This window comes from Streptomyces sp. NPDC051214 (assembly GCF_040682375.1).
Classification (GTDB): Bacteria; Actinomycetota; Actinomycetes; order Streptomycetales; family Streptomycetaceae; genus Streptomyces.
This window is the reverse complement of sequence record NZ_JBFBAT010000011.1, coordinates 181,517-199,353: the sequence shown is the minus strand read 5'-3', so window position 1 is coordinate 199,353 and position 17,837 is coordinate 181,517. Positions and strand designations below refer to the sequence as shown.

The window sequence follows — 17,837 nt, the reverse complement described above, 5'->3', positions numbered from 1 at the left end:
AGCGGCTTATTCTTCCACGGCCTGGGGGTCTCGCCCAAATCGGCCGTCGGGACCCGGGCGCCACCCCAGGATCGAGAGCATCTCGCGGTCCTTCTTGTCGAAGACTGCAGGGTCGCAGCGCTCGATCAGATCGGGCCTGTTGCGGACCGTGCGCCGCAGCGCCTCGTCCCTGCGCCAGCGTGCGATCTTGCCGTGGTGGCCGCTGATGAGCACGTCCGGGATGCCGTGGCCGCGCCACTGGGGAGGCTTCGTGTAGACGGGGCCCTCGAGGAGGTTGGCCATGGCGCCGGGCGCGAAGGAGTCGTCGCGGTGGGACTCGGCGTTGCCGAGGACTCCGGGCAGGAGCCGGGCCACGGCCTCGGTGATCACCAGGACGGCCGCCTCGCCGCCCGCGAGGACGTAGTCGCCGATCGACACTTCGTAGACCGGCATCCGGGTCGCGTACTCGTCCATGACGCGGCGGTCGATGCCTTCGTAGCGCGCGGGCGTGAAGACCAGCCAGGGCCGCTCGGAGAGCTCGACGGCGAGTTCCTGGGTGAAGGGGCGCCCGCTGGGCGTGGGGACGACCAGGACGGGCCCGTGGGCCCCCGCCTCGTACCCCTCGGCGAGTACGTCGTCGAGTGCCGCACCCCAGGGCTCGGTCTTCATGACCATGCCGGGGCCGCCGCCGTAGGGGGTGTCGTCGACCGTGTTGTGGCGGTCGTACGTCCACTCCCTGAGGTCGTGCACGTTCACGTCGAGCTGTCCACGCGCGCGTGCCTTGCCGACGAGGGAGACGTTCAGGGGTTCCAGGTACTCGGGGAAGATCGTGACGACGTCGAGCCGCATCAGGCGTCGTCCCCCGAGGGCCTCTCGTCCGAAGGCTCCCCGTCCGAAGACTCCTCGCCGTCCCTGGCGGAGGCGATCACCGCGCGGTCGTCGATCAGGCCGGGCGGCGGGTCGATGATCGCCCGCTGCTCCTCCAGGTCGATCTCGGTGACGATCGACTCCACGAAGGGGATCATTACCTCGCTGCCGTCGGGGCGCTCCACGATGAACAGGTCCTGCGAGGGGAGGTGCGAGATCTCCGTGATGCGGCCGACCTCGAGCCCGTCCTTGGTGACGATGTCGAGGTCCATCAGCTGATGGTCGTAGTACTCGTCCTCGTCCTCGGGAAGCTCTTCCGGGTCGACCTCCGCGATGAGCAGCGTGTTGCGCAGCGCCTCGGCGCCCGTGCGGTCGCGTACGCCCTCGAAGCGCAGCAGGAGGCGGCCGCTGTGCACCCGGCCGGTCTCGATGGTCAGCGGCCCCGTGGAGGCGGGGTCGGTGGCGAGTACGGCGCCGGGGCCGAGCCGCAGCTCCGGCTCGTCGGTGCGCACCTCGACGGTGACCTCACCCTTGATGCCATGGGCGCGGCCGATCCGCGCGACTACCAGCTGCACTGCTGTCTCTCCTGACGTGTGCCTACAGACGACTACGGGCCGAGGAAGGCCAAGAAGCCCTCCCCGGCCCGTGCCGGTGCTGCCTTTGGTTCAGTGAACCTGGTCCACGTCGACGAGGTCGACGCGGACACCGCGGCCGCCGATGGCGCCCACGACGGTCCGCAGAGCGCGCGCGGTGCGGCCGTTGCGGCCGATCACCTTGCCGAGGTCATCCGGGTGGACCCGGACCTCGAGCACACGCCCCCGGCGCAGGTTGCGCGAGGCGACCTGCACGTCGTCGGGGTTGTCGACGATGCCCTTCACGAGGTGCTCGAGAGCCTCCTCGAGCATGCTCAGGCCTCGGTCGACTCGGTGGACTCGGCCTTGGCCTCGTCCGCCTTCTTGTCAGCCTTCTTGGCCTTCTGGGTGATGGCCTCACCCTTCGCCTCGTCGCCCTCGAGGCCCTTGGTGAAGGCCTCGAACGCGGCGCGCTTGTCCTTGGGCTCCGCGACGAGCAGCGGCGCGGGGGCCGGAAGGCCCTTGTGCGCCTGCCAGTCACCGGTGAGCTTCAGGATCGCCATGACCGGCTCGGTCGGCTGAGCGCCGACGGAGAGCCAGTAACGCGCGCGCTCCGAGTCGACCTCGATGCGCGAGGGGTTCTGCACCGGGTGGTACAGACCGATCTCCTCGATGGCCCGACCATCACGGCGGGTACGGGAGTCGGCGACGACGATGCGGTAGTGAGGCGAACGGATCTTGCCCAGACGCTTCAGCTTGATCTTGACTGCCACTGGAGTGGTGTCTCCTGGTCTTGACGTGGTTGGGCACAACGAGATGCCACGTGGGGTTGCGGTACTCGGGGTGCCCGATGGACGCGTCAGCCGGAGGCGAGAGGGTTCCTATGCGGCTGTCGAGTACAGCTAGCCATTGTGCCATACGCCGCCGGGGCGTCCGAATCCGGTTCGGACGCCCTCGCGACGCATCCCCAGCTCAGCCCGTCAGCCCGCAGCGGCGCCGACCACTTCCGGGATACGGAAGGGCTTGCCGCAGCCGCCGCAGACGATGGGCGCCTGGGCGAGCACCGAGGGGACCACGCGGACGTTGCGTCCGCAGTCGCAGACCGCCTTGACGCGGACGCCGCCCCCGGAGGAGCCGTGCCGGGCGGCCGGCCCCCGGAAGCTGCGTGCCGTGTCGGCGGCGGTCGCCGCGGTGTGCGCCTTGAGGGCGCGCTGGAGCCGCTCGATCGTCGGGCGGTAACGCTTGCGCGCCTCGGGGTTGAGCGTGACCAGCGAGAAGCCGCTGCTGGGATGCGGCTCCTCGGGGTGGTCGAGGCCCAGTTCCTCGGCGATCGCGAGGAATCTGCGGTTGTGATAGCGGCCCGCGCGTGAGGTGTCGCGTACGCCGCGTGACGCGGCGATGCCATGGACTGCCTCGTGGAGCAGTCGCTCGAAGGAGAGTTCGGCGCCGCAGGCGGACGACGACTCTCCGATCAGGGATTCGGGCGCGGCTAGATCGGGCAGCTCGGGGTGGTGCCGCTGAATATCGGCCCACGCCTGTGCCAGCTCTGCGGCGAGAACAGGTGGTGTCGTGCTCACGTCGTGAACAACGAGCCGGGATGCCCGGGGGTTCCATTCCGGGGCATCCCAAATAATTTGCACGTACCCGTCAGTTGCCATTGATGCGTCCGGACGAGGGCGGGTGCGCTGATCTGCCCAGAAGCCTCGCAGCTCATGGCAAGCCGGTACGTAGTGGCGCGTACGCCCCGGCGCGTAGAAGAAGCGCGCACACCGGGACGTGTGTTGACTCGGCAGGCTGCGAGCCGAGAACGAGCGCTCCAATACCGGAGGCGGCCGCGTCAGTAGGCGCGGGCCACCACGGCGACGTTACCCGGGGTCTCATCGGCGTCCGGCACCGCCCCGTCCTCCGTGACCAGACACCGTACGGACACGGAGTGCTCCGCGAGCTTCGCCTCGCCCTCCGGGCCGAGCGTGGCCCAGGGGATGCGTGCCCAGCCGCCGGCGGCCGTGGCCTCCACGGCCTCCCGCACCGTGGTGACGTCCGAGGTGCGGGACTCCCGCCGTTCGCGGGCCTGGTCCAGGAGCATTTGCTGGCCTTCTTCGAGGAGGGTGGGCAGCAGCGTCGCCAGGGAGTCGATCGCGACCGGTTCCTTGCCGCCCCTGCCGCGCCCGCCGTGCTCGCTGTGCTCGCTCGCGATCCGGCGTGCCACCATCGCGGTGCCGTTCTCCAGGTCGCGCGGGCCGACCTCGACGCGCACCGGCACTCCCTTGAGCTCCCAGTCGACGGCTCGGCGCCCGAAGGGGATGTCCGTGCGGTCGTCGACCTGGACGCGCACGCCGGCGGCCTTGAGGCGCTCGCCGATCTCGCGGACCTCGGCGAGCACCGCGTCGTCTCCCTTGACGGCGAGGACGACGGCCTGGACCGGCGCGAGACGCGGCGGGACCCGCAGGCCGCTGTCGTCGCCGTGCATCATCACCAGGGCGCCGATCATTCTTGTCGTACTGCCCCAGGAGGTCTGCCAGACCAGCTCCTGCTTGCCCTCCTTGGAGAGGTATCGGGTGTGGAAGGCCCTGGCGAAGTTCTGGCCGAGCTCGTGGCTGGTGCCCAGCTGGAGGGCCTTGCCGTCGCCCATCATGCCTTCGAGCGTGAGGGTGTTGACGGCGCCCGCGAAGCGCTCCTTCGCGGTCTTGCGGCCCAGCACGAAGTCCATCGCGAGGACGTCCCGCATGAAGGCTCCGTAGACGTCGCGGTGGATGCGGGCCGCGAAGTCGCGTGCTTCCTCGTACGTCGCGTGGGCCGTGTGGCCCTCCTGCCAGAGGAACTCCGACGTGCGCAGGAAGAGCCGGGGCCGCAGCTCCCAACGGACCACGTTGGCCCACTGGTTGATCAAAAGCGGCAGGTCGCGGTAGCTCTGCACCCACTTGGCGAAGTACTCGTTGACGATCGTCTCGGAGGTCGGGCGGACGACGACCGGCTCCTCGAGCTCCTTGCCCCCGCCGTGCGTGACGACGGCCAGCTCGGGGGCGAAGCCCTCGACGTGCTCGGCCTCCCTGGTCAGGTACGACTGGGGGATGAGGAGAGGGAAGTACGCGTTCTGGGTACCCGTCTCCTTGATGCGGGCGTCCATGTCCTGCTGCATGCGCTCCCACAGGCCGTAGCCGTACGGCCGGATCACCATGGTGCCCCGCACCGGGCCGTTGTCGGCCAGCTCGGCCTTGTTGATCAGGTCCTGGTACCAGCGCGGAAAGTCTTCCGCCCGGGGCGTGAGTACGGGTGCCTTGGCCATGGCGCGCATGGTACGGCGGGCCTCCGGAGCGCGTGAATTGAATTCTTCCGGGGTTTCTCCCGGGGCCTCCCCCGGGGCTTCGTCAGGGGGCGCACGACGGTGGCACGCAAGCATTGCCCCACAACCTCTGGACGCCGCGACGGATGCGGAGTTCTCTGGCATACGGGGGGAGTGCGAGCGCACTGCACGGGGGCGGACGAACCGTTTGAATACGACACTCCAGCAACTCTCGGCGGATTGGGGCGCTTTCGATGTCACCTACACTCGCGCAGCCGCACCTCCCCCGCGCGGGCACGACCCCGCGCGGCGTGGACCGGTGCGCACGCGCGCGTGACTGGGCGGAAATCCAGGAACGGATGCTGGTCCCGCTCTACGAGGCGGTGTACGAACGACTCGACGTGGGCGGCGGGACGCGGCTTCTCGGACTCGGCTGCGGTTCCGGGCTCGCCCTCCTGATGGCGGAATCCCGGGGCGCCTCGGTCACCGGCGTCGACACCGCGGCACCCGAACGGCTCGCCCTGGCGCGCGAACGCCTGCTGCCGGAGACGGCCTCGGACACGGACACCCGGGGTCACGGCGGCACCCGGCTCGTCGAGGGAGGCCCCGCCGACGTCTCGGGGCCGGATGTCCCCCTCTTCAACCTGGTGACCGCGTTCCAGCCGATCGGCTGTGTGGCGGGCGACTCCGAGGGCCTTTCCGGCCTCCTGGAGTCCACCGTCCCGCTGACCGGGCGCGGCACCCCCGTGGTGCTCGCCGGCTGGGGTCCGCCGGAGCGCTGCACGACCTCTTCTGTACTGAAGGTGGCGACCAAGCTCGCCGACCCGCTCCGTAGTACGGGAAGTTGGCGCCCCGCGCTCCGTGACGACCTGGAGGAGGTCGCCCAGCGTGCGGGCCTCAAACCGGACGGCTCGGGACGCGTCGCCTGCCCCTTCGGGTACGCGGACACCGAGAGCGCGGTCCGCGGCCTTCTCTCCACGGGACTGTTCGACGCGGCAGTGGGCGCGACCGACCAGGTACAGGTCGACAAGGAACTGACGGAGGCCCTGCACCCGCACAAACGGCGGGACGGAACCGTGTGGATGCCGAACGTGTTCCGATACTTGATCGCGCGTACGCGGTAGCGGCTAGCTCCCCTCAGGTTCACCCAGCGCCGTCCGGAGCCGATCGAGCAGCACCCTGGCCGCCGGGCTCGCGGGGCCGTCCGTGCGCCAGGTCAGCGCGATCCGGCCACGGAGCCGGGGGTCCGTGACCTCCAGCGTCCGCAGTCCGTAGGCGGCTGCCGTACGGGGTTCCAGGGCCGGAAGGACGGCCACCCCCAGGCCGCGTACGACGAGTTGTACGAGGACCTGCGGGACCGCGGCCTCGAAGGCGATGCGGGGCCGGACGCCGGCCTGCGCGCAGGCGCGGTCGAGAACACCGCGCACGCCGGTGCCGCGCGGCAGGCTGATCAGCGGGCGGTCACGGAGCTCGGCCAGCGGCACACTCGTACGGCTCTCGGAGGTCAGCAGGGGGTCGCCGGGGAGCACGACGGCCACCAGTGGTTCGTCGATCACGAACTGCGCGGAGACACCCGGCGGGGGTGCCCCGTCCGCGAGGCCGAGCAGGGCGATGTCCAGTTCGCCGCGGCGCAGCGCGGCCAGCATGCGGTCGGACGCGTCCTCGGTGAGGGCGATCTCCACCTCGGGGTGGGCGTCATGGAAGTCGGCGAGGACGGAGACCACGTCGAACTCATGCGTGGCGGCCCCTGACACGAGTCCCACCGTCACCTGCCCCCGCAGCAGTCCGGTGAACTCGTCCGCGGTGTGCCGCACGCCCTCGACCGCGGCGAGCGCGGCCCGCGCGAACGGCAGGACGGCCTCCCCCACCTCCGTCAGGGTCACCGACCGCCCCGAGCGGTCGAGGAGTTGCTGGCCGAGCTCCTTCTCCAGCTGCCGGACCTGGGCGCTCACGCCTGGCTGGGCCAAGTGCAGGCGGGCGGCGGCGCGGGTGAAGTTGGCTTCCTCCGCGACGGCGACGAAGTACTGGAGCTGGCGCAGTTCCATAACTGGGCATGCTAGCGGCGAGAAGATCCAGCTCTTGGACTTATGGCGAGGTCGTCGACACCCTGGAGCAGTGGACATCAGAACCGCTGTCGCCGCTGAACGCCGTGATCTCGCCGCCCTGCTCGACGACTTGTCGCCCGCGCAGTGGGACGCGCCGACGCTGTGCGCCGGGTGGCGGGTCCGTGAAGTGGCGGCCCACATGTCGCTGGGCTTCCGATACTCGCTCCCGAGGACGCTGGCCGAACTGGTCAAGGCACGCGGGAGCCTGCACCGGATGACGGACCGGTGCGCCCGCGCGGACGCCGCCGCCCACTCGACCGACCGCCTCGCCGCCTTCCTCCGGGAGAACGCGGACCACCCTTGGCAGCCGCCCTTCGCCGGGATCGAGGGAGCGCTCGGCCACGACGTGGTGCACGGTCTGGACATCTCGGTGGCCCTGGGGCTCGATCGCAGGGTTCCCCTGGACCGCATACGCGTCCTTCTTGAGAAGGTCACGCCCAGGAGCACCAAGTTCTTCGGGGCGGACGTCGGTGGCGTACGGCTGTGCGCCGACGACCTCGACTGGAGCTACGGCACCGGGGCGCCGCTGACCGGCGCCGCGCAGGACCTCCTCCTGGTCCTGTACGGCAGGAAGCTTCCCCGAGGTCTCCTGCGAGGGGAGCCGCACGCCCGATTCGTCACCGGACCCGTCTAGTCGACGTTCTTGGTGAGGCGTGTGATCCCGGCGACCCGGTAGGCCGCCTCCTCCTCCAGTGTCTCGTTCTCCAGGAGCGCGGCCGCCAGGTCGTCCAGTTGCCCCCGGTGGTCCCTCAGTTGGCGGCAGGCGCTCTCGTAACACTCGTCGACGATCCGGCGCATCTCATGGTCGATCGTGTCGAGAGTGACGGGGGCGGCCGAGAGGCCGTAGGCCTGCTGGGCGTCGCTCGGCAGCGCCGAGAGCCTGCCGACGCGCTCGCTCATGCCCCAGCGGCCGACCATGCCGCGGGCGATGTTGGTGACCTGTTCGAGGTCGTTCTCGGCGCCTGTCGTGATGACCCCGAAGACGACTTGTTCGGCCGCCATGCCTCCCAGGGCGCCGACGATGCGGCCGCGCAGATACTCCTCCGTGTACGCGTACTTGTCGGCGTCCGGCGTCGACAGCGTGACGCCGAGCGCGCGGCCCCGGGGCACGATGGTGATCTTGCGGACCGGGTCGGCGCCGGGCTGCAGCATGCCGAGGAGGGCGTGTCCGCTCTCGTGGTACGCCGTGCGCCGCCGCTCCTCCTCGGGCATGACCAGCGGCCGCTCGGCGCCGAGCTGGACCTTCTCCAGGGCCTCGGAGAGGTCGGCCTGGGTCACTTCCTTCTGCCCCCGCTTGACGGCGAGCAGAGCGGCTTCGTTGGCGAGGTTGGCGAGTTCGGCGCCGGTCATCCCCGGTGTCGTACGGGCGACCTGGGCGAGGTCGATGCCGTCCGCCATCGGGATCTCACGGGTGTGGATCTTGAGGATGGCCTCGCGTCCGCTCCGGTCGGGCGGGCTGACGGTGACGACCCGGTCGAAGCGTCCGGGGCGGGTCAGGGCGGGGTCGAGGATGTCGGCGCGGTTGGTGGCCGCCAGGACGATGACACCTTCGGAGCCGGAGAAACCATCCATCTCGGTGAGGATCTGGTTCAGCGTCTGCTCACGTTCGTCATGGCCGCCCATCCCGCTGCCGCCACCACGCGCCCGCCCGATGGTGTCGATCTCGTCGATGAAGATGATGGACGGCGCGACTTTCCTGGCCTCGGCGAAGAGTTCACGTACGCGCGAGGCGCCGACGCCCACGATCATCTCGATGAATTCCGACGCGGACGCCGAGAAGAAGGGCACCCCGGCCTCGCCCGCGACGGCCCGCGCGAGCAGCGTCTTGCCGGTGCCGGGCAGGCCGGCCAGCAGCACGCCCCGCGGCATCTTGGCGCCCATCTCGCGGTAGGCGGCGGGGTTCTTCAGGAAGTCGACGACATCACTGAGCTCGCCCTCGACCTCGTCGATGCCCGCCACGTCCTCGAAGGTGGTGCGCTTGTCGCCCGGTTCGAGCTCCACCGGCTTGGGCGGGGCCTTGCGGCCGAGCATGCCGCCCGCGCCGCCACCCATGCCCGAGCTCATCCGCCGGGCGATGAAGATCCACAGGAAGACCAGGAGCAGCATCGGGGCGAGCGAGATGAGTAGGTTGGAGAGGAAGCTGCGCTCCTGGACGACGGGCTCGGCGGTGACGGTGACGTCGTGCTTGGTCAGGTCGTCCCAGAGCTTGTCGTCGGCGAAGGCGGGCCGCTGGGTGATGAACTTGGTGTAGTTCCCCTTCGCGTCACCGGGCTTCTCCTGCTCCTTCTTGAGCTGCCCCTGGATCGCGTCGCCCTTGGAGTAGATCTTCGTGACGTTCCCGGAGTCGACCTGCTTGCTGAACTCCGTGTACGAGATCGTCGGCTCGTCGCCGTCGTTGAAGAACGAGAGGACGAGGTTGGCGATGAGATAGACGATGAGCGCGGTGAGGATGAGCCCGCCCCACCCGCCCGGCATCTTCTTCTTCGGCGGTGGTGTGGGCGCGGGCGGGGGTGCGCCCTCGGAGCGCCATGGCTGGTCGGGCGCCTGGCGCGGCGGCACAGGGTTGCTCATATCCGGACGCTACGACACAAACCGGGGCCGGGCATCCGCTCCGAAAACGCCTGGGGCGCCCCTCTCGGCAGAGGGGCGCCCCAGGCGGCGTACGAGATCGGGCGAGGTCAGCCCATGAACTTCTTGAACTCGTCCGGCAGCTCGAAGTTCTGCCCCTGCTGCCCCGCGGGGAGGTTGAAGGCGCCGCCTTCCTGGGCCGCCTGCTCGCGGCGGGCTGCGGCCTCCAGCTCCTCCTGCTTGCGCTTCATCGGGTTGCCCGACTTCCGCTTGCCCTTGGCCTGCTTCTGCTTCTTCTTCTGCTTGCCGGCGCCGCCACCCATGCCGGGCATACCGGGCATGCCCGGCATTCCGCCGCCCTGGGCCATGCGCGACATCATCTTGCGGGCCTCGAAGAAGCGCTCGACCAGATTCTTGACGGCGCTGACCTCGACGCCGGAACCCTTGGCGATACGGGCGCGGCGGGAGCCGTTGATGAGGGTCGGCTCGTGGCGCTCGGCCGGCGTCATCGACTTGATGATGGCGGCGGTGCGGTCGACGTCCCGCTCGTCCAGGTTGTTGATCTGGTCCTTGATCTGCCCCATTCCGGGCATCATCCCGAGCAGCTTGCTGATGCTGCCCATCTTGCGGACCTGCTCCATCTGGGCCAGGAAGTCGTCGAGCGTGAAGTCCTTGCCCTTGCTGCTCGCCAGCTTGGAGGCCATCTTCTCGGCCTCTTGCTGGGAGAAGGTCTGCTCGGCCTTCTCGATCAGCGTGAGCATGTCGCCCATGCCGAGGATGCGGGACGCCATGCGGTCCGGGTGGAACGCGTCGAAGTCGTCCAGCTTCTCGCCGTTCGAGGCGAACATGATCTGGCGGCCTGTGACCTGCGCGATCGACAGGGCGGCGCCACCACGGGCGTCACCGTCGAGCTTCGACAGGACGACGCCGTCGAAGCCCACGCCGTCGCGGAAGGACTCCGCCGTGTTGACGGCGTCCTGACCGATCATGGCGTCGACGACGAAGAGGACCTCGTCCGGGCTGACGGCGTCGCGGATGTCCGCGGCCTGCTGCATCAGCTCCTGGTCGATGCCGAGGCGGCCGGCGGTGTCGACGATGACGACGTCGTACTGCTTGGTCTTGGCGAACTCGATCGAGTCCTTGGCGACCTGGACCGGGTCACCCACGCCGTTGCCCGGCTGGGGGGCGTAGACGCCGACCCCCGCGCGCTCGGCGACGACGGAGAGCTGGTTCACGGCGTTGGGACGCTGCAGGTCGCACGCCACCAGGAGCGGCGAGTGGCCCTGCCCCTTCAGCCAGAGGCCGAGCTTTCCGGCGAGGGTCGTCTTACCGGCACCCTGCAGACCGGCGAGCATGATGACGCTCGGCGGGTTCTTGGCGAACCGCAGGCGTCGCGTCTCGCCGCCGAGGATGCCTACGAGCTCCTCGTTGACGATCTTGATGACCTGCTGGGCGGGGTTCAGGGCCTGCGAGACCTCGGCCCCGGTGGCGCGCTCCTTGATCTGCTTGATGAAGGCCCGGACGACGGGGAGGGCGACGTCCGCCTCGAGCAGGGCGATGCGGATCTCGCGCGCCGTGGCGTCGATGTCCGCCTCGGACAGGCGGCCCTTGCCCCGGAGGTTCTTGAATGTCGCTGCGAGGCGGTCGGAGAGAGTGTCGAACACGGCGGTCGCGAATCCTCGGGTCGAAGGGGCCCCCGCTCGCGCGGAGCTGAGTATGGGGGAGGGCGGATGGGTCGCCCTCCAGGGTATCTGCACCACCGGGCGCCTGGGCGCGCAGCGTCTGGGCAGAGCTTGTGCACCCCGGGGGGGCGGGTGGCCCCCTCCCCTCGCCGCCCGGCATCGGGCCCGCCGAACGGGCCTCTCCCTCCTACCCGCCCGTTCACCCCGCATCCGACCCCGGACGAACAAGCATTTCCCGCCCACCCACGGACCAGAACCGCACCGCCCCGCACCGACCTAGGGCGCTACCCCCGCAACGCCTCCTCCACAGCCCGAGCCACCCCCGCAGCCCTGTCCCCCGGCAAAGGCGCACCCGACCCCGTCACGTAGAACGCGTCCACCGCGTTCGCGCCCAGCGTCGACACGTGGGCGCTGCGTACCTCCACGCCCGCCGACTCCAGCGCCCGGCCGATGCGGTGCAGCAGGCCCGGTGCGTCCTGGGCCCGCACCTCGATGACCGTCGCGAGGCGGGAGCCCGCCGAAGCCACGGTCACCCGGGGCGGCGGCGCGACCGTGCCCCGCCGCCGTGGGTACGCCGCGTCCCGTTCCGCAAGCCGTGCCGCGATGTCCAGCGAGCCGTCCAGGGCCCGCACCAGGTCCGCCCGCAGCCGCGCGGCCTGCGGCAGGGAGCCGTACTCCGCGGCGACCCGCCAGTCGAGCAGCAGCACCGAGTCCTCGAGACCGGACGGCAGCCTCACCCCGCGCAGCTCCGCGGTCCGCACCGTGAGCCGGTGCATGGCGAGCACCCCCGCGACGGCGGACAGCACGCCCGGCTGGTCCGGCACCGCGATGACCAGCTCCACGCCCAGCGGCTCCGGGTCCCCGGTCGGCTCCTCGGCAGTGACCGCCTCCGTCTGCGCCCGCAGCGCGAGCACCGGCCCGCCCGTACGGAACGCCTCCACCGCGAGGCGCTCCTGCTCCGCGGTGGGAGTGAAGTCCTCCGCTTTCTCCGGCTCCTCCCCGGACAGCACCGCGCCGACCCGCTTCACCAGGTCGGCGACGAGCGAACCCCGCCAGGCGGACCAGGCGGCAGGGCCGGTGGCCAGCGCGTCCGCCTCGGTGAGCGCGTGCAGCAGTTCCAGCGTCCCGGTCGAACCCACCGCGTCCGCGACCGCCCGTACCGTGGCCGGGTCGTCGAGGTCGCGCCGCGTGGCCGTCTCGATCAGCAGCAGGTGGTGTCGCACGAGGGTCGCGAGGACCGCCACGTCGGCCCGGTCGAAGCCGATCCGGGCGGCGACGTCGCGGGCGATGATCTCCCCGGCCTCGGAGTGGTCCCCGGGCCAGCCCTTTCCGATGTCGTGCAGCAGTCCGGCCACCAGCAACAGGTCGGGCCGCCCCACCCGCCGGGTCAGCTCCGAGGCCTGCACCGCCGTCTCCACCAGATGCCGGTCGACCGTCCAGGTGTGCACGGCGTTGCGCTGGGGCCTGCATCGCACCCGCTCCCAGTCCGGAAGGAGCCGGGTGACGAGCCCCTCGGCCTCCAGCGCCTCCCACACCTCGACCGTGGGCCGCCCGGCTCCGAGGAGCGTCACCAGCTGCTCCCTGGCCTCGGCCGGCCACGGCGTGGGCAGCGGCCGCACCGCGGCGGCCATCCTGCGCACCGCGTGCAGCGACAGGGGCAGCCCCGCCTGGGCCGCTGCCGCGGCGGCCCGCAGCGGCAGCACGGGGTCCCGCTCGGGCCGGGCCGCCCGCGCGAGGACGACCTCCCCGTCCTGCTCCACGACCCCCTCGGCCAGCGGCGAACGCTCGGCGACCGCCCCCTTGCCGCCGCCCAGCATCGCCCGCAGCCGAGGCCGCACGGACCGGGACCGCAGCACCCTGCCCACCTCACGCCACGTCACGTCGCTCGCGTACGAGACGGTGCGCGCGGACTCATACACCTGTCGCAGCAAGGTGTCGGCGTCCAACAGGCCGAGTTCGGCGGCGACTTGATCCTGTTCCTGCAGCGCGAGCCGGTCGGTGGCCCGCCCGGTGGTCAGATGCAGCGCGTCCCGCACGTCGAGGAGTCGCCGCCGGGCGTCGGAGAGCCCCTCGCGAGGCGCGTCCGCCAGCCAGGAGGCGGCGACGGCCCGCAGGGCGGTCGCGTCCCGCAGGCCGCCCCGGGCCTCCTTCAGGTCCGGCTCCAGGAGGTAGCTCAACTCCCCCTGCCGCTCGGCCCGTTCCTCGCACAGCTCGCGCAGCTCGGGCAGCCGCTTCGGCGCGAGGTTGCGCCAGTCGGCGAGCACCGCCGTGCGCAGCCCGGCGGTCAGTCCGAGATCCCCCACGACATGCCGCGCGTCGAGCAGCCCCAGCTGCACCTTGAGGTCCTCGCCCGCGGTCCTGCGCGCCTCCGCGGGCGTACGCACGGAGTGGTCGAGCGCGAGCCCGAGATCCCAGATGGGGTACCAGATGCGGTCCGCGAGGGCCGCCACCTCCCCGGCGTCCGCGCTGCCGTCGTGCAGCAACAGCAGGTCGAGGTCGCTGCGCGGCGAGAGCTCTCCCCTGCCGTATCCCCCCACGGCCACCAGTGCGGCCCCCCGTGGCGCACCCGCGGCCGTGAAGAGGCCGGTCAGCCAGTCGTCCGTGAGGTCGGCGAGGGCCGAACGGCGCGGCGGCCCGGACCGCGCCTCCCCTTGAAGGAGGCGCAGCCGGGCCGCCGCATAGCCGCTGGGTCCGGAGTCTTCCGAGTCCGATTCAGTACGTACGTCCACACTCGTCACCCAGCAGCTCCTGTTCCAGTTCCGCTCAGTTGCGCTCAGTTCCGCTCCGGCACCCTTGACCCGCGCGGGCTCAGAGCGCGTCCGGTCCGCGCTCGCCGGTCCGTACCCGGACGGCCGTCTCGACCGGGACGCTCCAGACCTTGCCGTCCCCGATCTTGCCGGTCCGGGCGGCCTTGACCACGACATCCACGAGTTGTTCGGCGTCGTCGTCCTCGACCAGGACCTCGATCCGGATCTTCGGCACGAGGTCGACGGTGTACTCCGCGCCACGGTAGACCTCGGTGTGGCCGCGCTGGCGGCCGTAGCCGCTGGCCTCGGTCACGGTCAGGCCCTGGACGCCGAAGGCCTGGAGGGCCTCCTTGATCTCGTCGAGCCGGTGCGGCTTGACGACCGCGGTGATGAGCTTCATGCGTCAACCCTCTTGTTCTTCTCGGTCGCACCCTTGCCGGTTTCCTGGGCCGGCGGGCCCGGCACAGCTGCGGTACGGGGCGCCGTGCCGCCGCCCGCGCCACTGAAGTCGTACGCGGTCTCGGCGTGCTGCACCTGGTCGATGCCCGAGACCTCCTCGTCCTCGCTGACCCGCATCCCGATGGTCTTGTCGACCAGGAAGGCGAGGATCGCGGAGGCGATCATGGAGTACGCGAGGACGGCGCCGACACCGGCGGCCTGCTTGCCCAGCTGTTCGAGCCCGCCGCCGTAGAAGAGGCCCTTGGCGTCGGACTGGACACCGCCGGTGGCGAAGAAGCCGACGAGCAGCGAGCCCACGACACCGCCGACGAGGTGGACGCCGACGACGTCCAGGGAGTCGTCGTAGCCGAACTTGAACTTCAGGCCGACGGCCATGGCGCAGAGCAGACCGGCGATGGCACCGATGGCGATCGCGCCGAGCGGCGAGCAGGAGCCGCCGGACGGGGTGATCGCGACGAGTCCGGCGACGGCGCCCGAGGCGGCACCGAGGGTGGTGAACGCGCCGTGCCGGATCTTCTCGTAGGCGAGCCAGGCCAGCATGGCCGCGGCGGTGGCGACCTGCGTGTTCAGGAACATCATCGCGCCGACGCCGTCGTCGTTGCCCAGCCACGATCCGGCGTTGAAGCCGAACCAGCCGAACCAGAGGAGGGCGGCGCCGAGCATGACGAGCGGCAGGCTGTGCGGCCGCATCGGGTCCTTCTTGAAGCCGACGCGCTTGCCGATGACCAGGATCACGCCGAGCGCGGCGGCACCGGCGTTGATGTGCACGGCCGTACCGCCCGCGAAGTCGATGACGCCGAGCTCGAAGGCCCAGCCGCCCGTGCCCCACACCCAGTGCGCGACCGGGAAGTAGACGACCGTGGCCCAGAGCGCGACGAACAGCGCCCAGGCGGTGAACTTCACGCGGTCGGCGAGCGCACCGCTGATCAGCGCGGGCGTGATGATCGCGAACATCAGCTGGAAGACCGCGAAGACGTAGACCGGGATGGTGTAGCCGTCCCACAGCTCGGTGAGCCCTATGCCGCTGAGGCCGACATAGTCGGACGACCAGCCGACGAGGCTGCCGTGGTCGGTGCCGAACGCGATGGAGAAGCCGTACAGCACCCAGAGGATGGTGACGATCCCCAGACTGATGAAGCTCATCATCAGCATGTTCAGTGTGCTCTTGACGCGGACCATGCCTCCGTAGAAGAAGGCGAGTCCCGGCGTCATGAGCATCACCAGGGCGGAACAGATGAGCATGAACCCTGTGTTGGCGGCAGACAGCTGCGGGGCGTCTGCGGCGATCGTGATGCCTGGGGGCATCGGCGTCTCCTCGTCGTCGTATGCGGCGCGTGCGGGCGGGGCTAGGGCCTGTCGTCACACTCCCGTCGTCCGCCCGAAGGGCGGGCCGCGCGGCGTCAGGTGCGTGCTCTCGGCGTGCCGGGCGTAGACCCTCGTACTGGACGTACTTGGGTCTGCGCCCGGTGCGGCGAGAGTGCGTGCATGGCGTCGCGCGGCAGACGGGAGTGTGACGACAGGCCCTAGAGGGGGTGGGCCGTTATGCGCCATGAGATTGGCCCAGCGCCGTTTCGGGGGGCGCCCCTCGATGTTTCGCCGCAGTGACGAAGAGGTCATGCGTGTTACGCGTCCATGAACTGCCGGGTCGGGCGGGGCGCGTTTTCCTACCCTGCGCACACAGAAAAAACCGGCCGCGGCGGCCATCCGATTGACTTGGCGTGGGGGAGCCGAGTCGGGCAGTTCGGGATGGACCTCCGCGGCCGGAGTTCTGGCGGGGCCCGTCAGACCGCCTCCGCGGTCTCGGGCATGTCGATGGCGAGCTGGTCGGTGAGCTGCACGACCTCGGCGATGTCGCCGAAGTCCCGCACGGCGGTGTCCACGGTCTTGCGGAGGCGGGTGTTGACCCGCTCGGAGCGCACCTTCTTGGCGATGGTCAGGGCCTGGCCCGCGAGGACCGTGCTCTGCTCGGGCTCGCGCCTGAGCAGGTGAACCGTGGCCATCCCGATGAGGTTCAGTGCGTACGAACGCTGGTGCTCGGAGTCCTTGCCGAAGAGGTCGACGGCGCGCTCCATGACGGGCTCGGCGAGTGAGGCGTACGTCGGGCTGCGTCCCGCGACGTAGGCCAGGTCGCGGAACGAGTGGGCGTTCTCGCCGTTCAGCTCGGCCTCGGAGAAGAAGCGGATCCAGTCGGGCTCGGGCTCGTCGAAGTCGGCGGCGTCGGCGAAGGTGTCCTCGGCCATGCGGACGGCCCGCTTGCACTTGCCGGGCTGGCCCATGCTGGCGTAGGCGCGGGCCTCCATCGCATACAGCATGGCCTGGGTGCGGGGGCTCGCGCAGTCACGGCTGCCGTACTGCGCGAGGTGGATCAGTTCGAGCGCGTCGTCCGGCCGTCCGAGGTGGATCATCTGGCGGCTCATGCTGGAGAGGATGTACGAACCGAGGGGCTTCTCGCCCGCTTCCTTCGCGGCGTGCAGGGCAAGCACGAAGTACTTCTGGGCGGTGGGCTGGAGACCCACGTCGTAGCTCATCCAGCCGGCCAGCTCGGCCAGTTCGCCCGCGACCTTGAAGAGCCGCTTGGACGTGGCCTCCGGCTGCGGCTCCTGCAACAGGTCCGTCACCTCGTGCAGCTGGCCGACGACCGCCTTGCGCCGCAGGCCGCCGCCGCACTGCGCGTCCCACTGCCGGAACATGACGGTCGTGGACTCCAGGAGGTCGAGCTCCGGCCTGGAGAGCCTGCCGGGCCTGCGGGACGGGGTGGGCGGCTCCGGGTCGCCGACCGGCGTCGTCGGCCCCGGCACCAGCCAGCGCTGCATGGGCTCGATGAGGGAGGGACCGGCGGAGAGCGCGAGCGAGGTGCCGAGGAAGCCGCGCCGGGCCAGCATCAGGTCGCTGCGCGAGAACTCACTGATGAGCGCGACGGTCTGGGGCCCGGTCCAGGGCAGGTCGACGCCCGAGACGGACGGCGACTGGTGCGCGGCGCGCAGCCCGAGGTCCTCGACGGCGACCACACAGCCGAACCGCTCGGAGAACAGCTCGGAGAGGATGCGCGGGATGGGCTCGCGGGGGTTCTCGCCGTCCAGCCAGCGCCGCACCCGTGAGGTGTCGGTGGAGATGTGGTGCGCGCCCAACTGCCGTGCCCTGCGGTTCACTTGGCGCGCCAGCTCGCCCTTCGACCAGCCGCTGCGCACGAACCAGGAATTGAGCAGTTCGTTGGGGCGCTTCTCAGCGTTCGCACCACTTCCGCCATTGCCGCCCACTGGAACGCCCCCATCCCTCAAGACACTTACGCGCAGTCCCACGCCAAGCCCTACCAGAATGCCGCGCGGCGCGGCCCTCCGTCCGGAGAACGTCACCCATCGAACAGGAAACCGACTTGCCTCCGGCATACCCACGAGTGCACGGCACTCAGGGTCCGTGCACTGAAAGTAGTCCTACGATCACCCCTCCGGCGAGGGCGATCGCGGAAACGCCACCATTCGCCACCCCTTCGAATGAACTCCCGGGCCGCGACAAGCGATTGACTTGACAGTGGACGACCGAAGGTGGGCGGAAGGGAGCACTTCGGGGCGCGCATG

At 70.6% G+C, this 17,837-nt stretch carries 15 protein-coding genes; 2 read left to right on the top strand and 13 right to left on the bottom strand.

The window, feature by feature from the left end:
- Nucleotides 1-6: 6 nt before the first annotated feature.
- The 6 genes from trmD to proS all read right to left on the bottom strand — a co-directional run bounded on the left by trmD (nucleotide 7) and on the right by proS (nucleotide 4,704).
- The gene (gene trmD, locus AB0M70_RS28485; protein ID WP_365824099.1) at nucleotides 7-828 is read right to left on the bottom strand and encodes a tRNA (guanosine(37)-N1)-methyltransferase TrmD; all 822 of its coding nucleotides are present in this window, start codon (nucleotides 826-828) and stop codon (nucleotides 7-9) included.
- Nucleotides 828-1,421, bottom strand: a complete 594-nt coding sequence (rimM, locus tag AB0M70_RS28480) for a ribosome maturation factor RimM (protein ID WP_365824097.1) — start codon at nucleotides 1,419-1,421, stop codon at nucleotides 828-830. Before rimM ends, trmD begins: the two co-directional genes overlap by 1 nt.
- A gap of 90 nt (nucleotides 1,422-1,511) precedes the next feature.
- Entirely contained in the window at nucleotides 1,512-1,751 is a 240-nt protein-coding gene (locus tag AB0M70_RS28475; RefSeq protein WP_030361979.1) for an RNA-binding protein, read from the bottom strand.
- Between the two features lie 2 nt (nucleotides 1,752-1,753).
- Entirely contained in the window at nucleotides 1,754-2,191 is a 438-nt protein-coding gene (rpsP, locus tag AB0M70_RS28470; RefSeq protein WP_365824094.1) for a 30S ribosomal protein S16, read from the bottom strand.
- Nucleotides 2,192-2,398: 207 nt separating this feature from the next.
- A complete protein-coding gene (locus AB0M70_RS28465) occupies nucleotides 2,399-2,995 on the bottom strand; it encodes a hypothetical protein (RefSeq protein WP_351165389.1) in 597 nt (198 codons plus the stop codon).
- Between the two features lie 260 nt (nucleotides 2,996-3,255).
- Nucleotides 3,256-4,704, bottom strand: coding sequence for a proline--tRNA ligase (proS, locus tag AB0M70_RS28460; protein ID WP_365824092.1), 1,449 nt, complete (start codon nucleotides 4,702-4,704; stop codon nucleotides 3,256-3,258).
- 251 nt (nucleotides 4,705-4,955) lie between these two features.
- Here proS and AB0M70_RS28455 point away from each other — a divergent pair, with 251 nt between their 5' ends.
- Nucleotides 4,956-5,825 carry an SAM-dependent methyltransferase gene (locus tag AB0M70_RS28455; protein WP_365824090.1) on the top strand — a complete coding sequence of 290 codons (870 nt, stop codon included), beginning with the start codon at nucleotides 4,956-4,958 and terminating at the stop codon, nucleotides 5,823-5,825.
- 3 nt (nucleotides 5,826-5,828) lie between these two features.
- Here AB0M70_RS28455 and AB0M70_RS28450 read toward each other — a convergent pair whose 3' ends face one another.
- Nucleotides 5,829-6,746, bottom strand: a complete 918-nt coding sequence (locus AB0M70_RS28450) for a LysR substrate-binding domain-containing protein (protein ID WP_365824088.1) — start codon at nucleotides 6,744-6,746, stop codon at nucleotides 5,829-5,831.
- A gap of 70 nt (nucleotides 6,747-6,816) precedes the next feature.
- On the opposite strand from AB0M70_RS28450, the gene AB0M70_RS28445 reads away from it, so the two are divergent.
- Nucleotides 6,817-7,440 (top strand): maleylpyruvate isomerase family mycothiol-dependent enzyme, encoded by a 624-nt coding sequence (locus AB0M70_RS28445; protein ID WP_365824087.1) that lies wholly within the window; start codon nucleotides 6,817-6,819, stop codon nucleotides 7,438-7,440.
- Here AB0M70_RS28445 and ftsH read toward each other — a convergent pair.
- From ftsH to AB0M70_RS28415, 6 genes are all read right to left on the bottom strand, one after another.
- Nucleotides 7,437-9,377 (bottom strand): ATP-dependent zinc metalloprotease FtsH, encoded by a 1,941-nt coding sequence (gene ftsH, locus AB0M70_RS28440; protein WP_365824086.1) that lies wholly within the window; start codon nucleotides 9,375-9,377, stop codon nucleotides 7,437-7,439. The two genes, AB0M70_RS28445 and ftsH, sit on opposite strands and share 4 nt — an antisense overlap.
- A gap of 107 nt (nucleotides 9,378-9,484) precedes the next feature.
- On the bottom strand, nucleotides 9,485-11,038 hold the full coding sequence (gene ffh / locus AB0M70_RS28435; protein WP_365824084.1) for a signal recognition particle protein: 1,554 nt from the start codon (nucleotides 11,036-11,038) through the stop codon (nucleotides 9,485-9,487).
- A gap of 302 nt (nucleotides 11,039-11,340) precedes the next feature.
- On the bottom strand, nucleotides 11,341-13,794 hold the full coding sequence (locus AB0M70_RS28430; protein ID WP_365824082.1) for a [protein-PII] uridylyltransferase: 2,454 nt from the start codon (nucleotides 13,792-13,794) through the stop codon (nucleotides 11,341-11,343).
- Nucleotides 13,795-13,864: 70 nt separating this feature from the next.
- Complete coding sequence (locus tag AB0M70_RS28425; protein WP_249587501.1) at nucleotides 13,865-14,203, bottom strand: P-II family nitrogen regulator; 339 nt, start codon at nucleotides 14,201-14,203, stop codon at nucleotides 13,865-13,867.
- Nucleotides 14,200-15,567: an ammonium transporter gene (locus tag AB0M70_RS28420; RefSeq protein ID WP_365824080.1), complete on the bottom strand. Its 1,368-nt coding sequence runs from the start codon at nucleotides 15,565-15,567 to the stop codon at nucleotides 14,200-14,202. The genes AB0M70_RS28425 and AB0M70_RS28420 overlap by 4 nt, the downstream gene beginning before the upstream one ends.
- Nucleotides 15,568-16,043: 476 nt before the next feature.
- On the bottom strand, nucleotides 16,044-17,519 hold the full coding sequence (locus AB0M70_RS28415; protein WP_365824078.1) for a hypothetical protein: 1,476 nt from the start codon (nucleotides 17,517-17,519) through the stop codon (nucleotides 16,044-16,046).
- Between the last annotated feature and the right edge of the window lie 318 nt (nucleotides 17,520-17,837).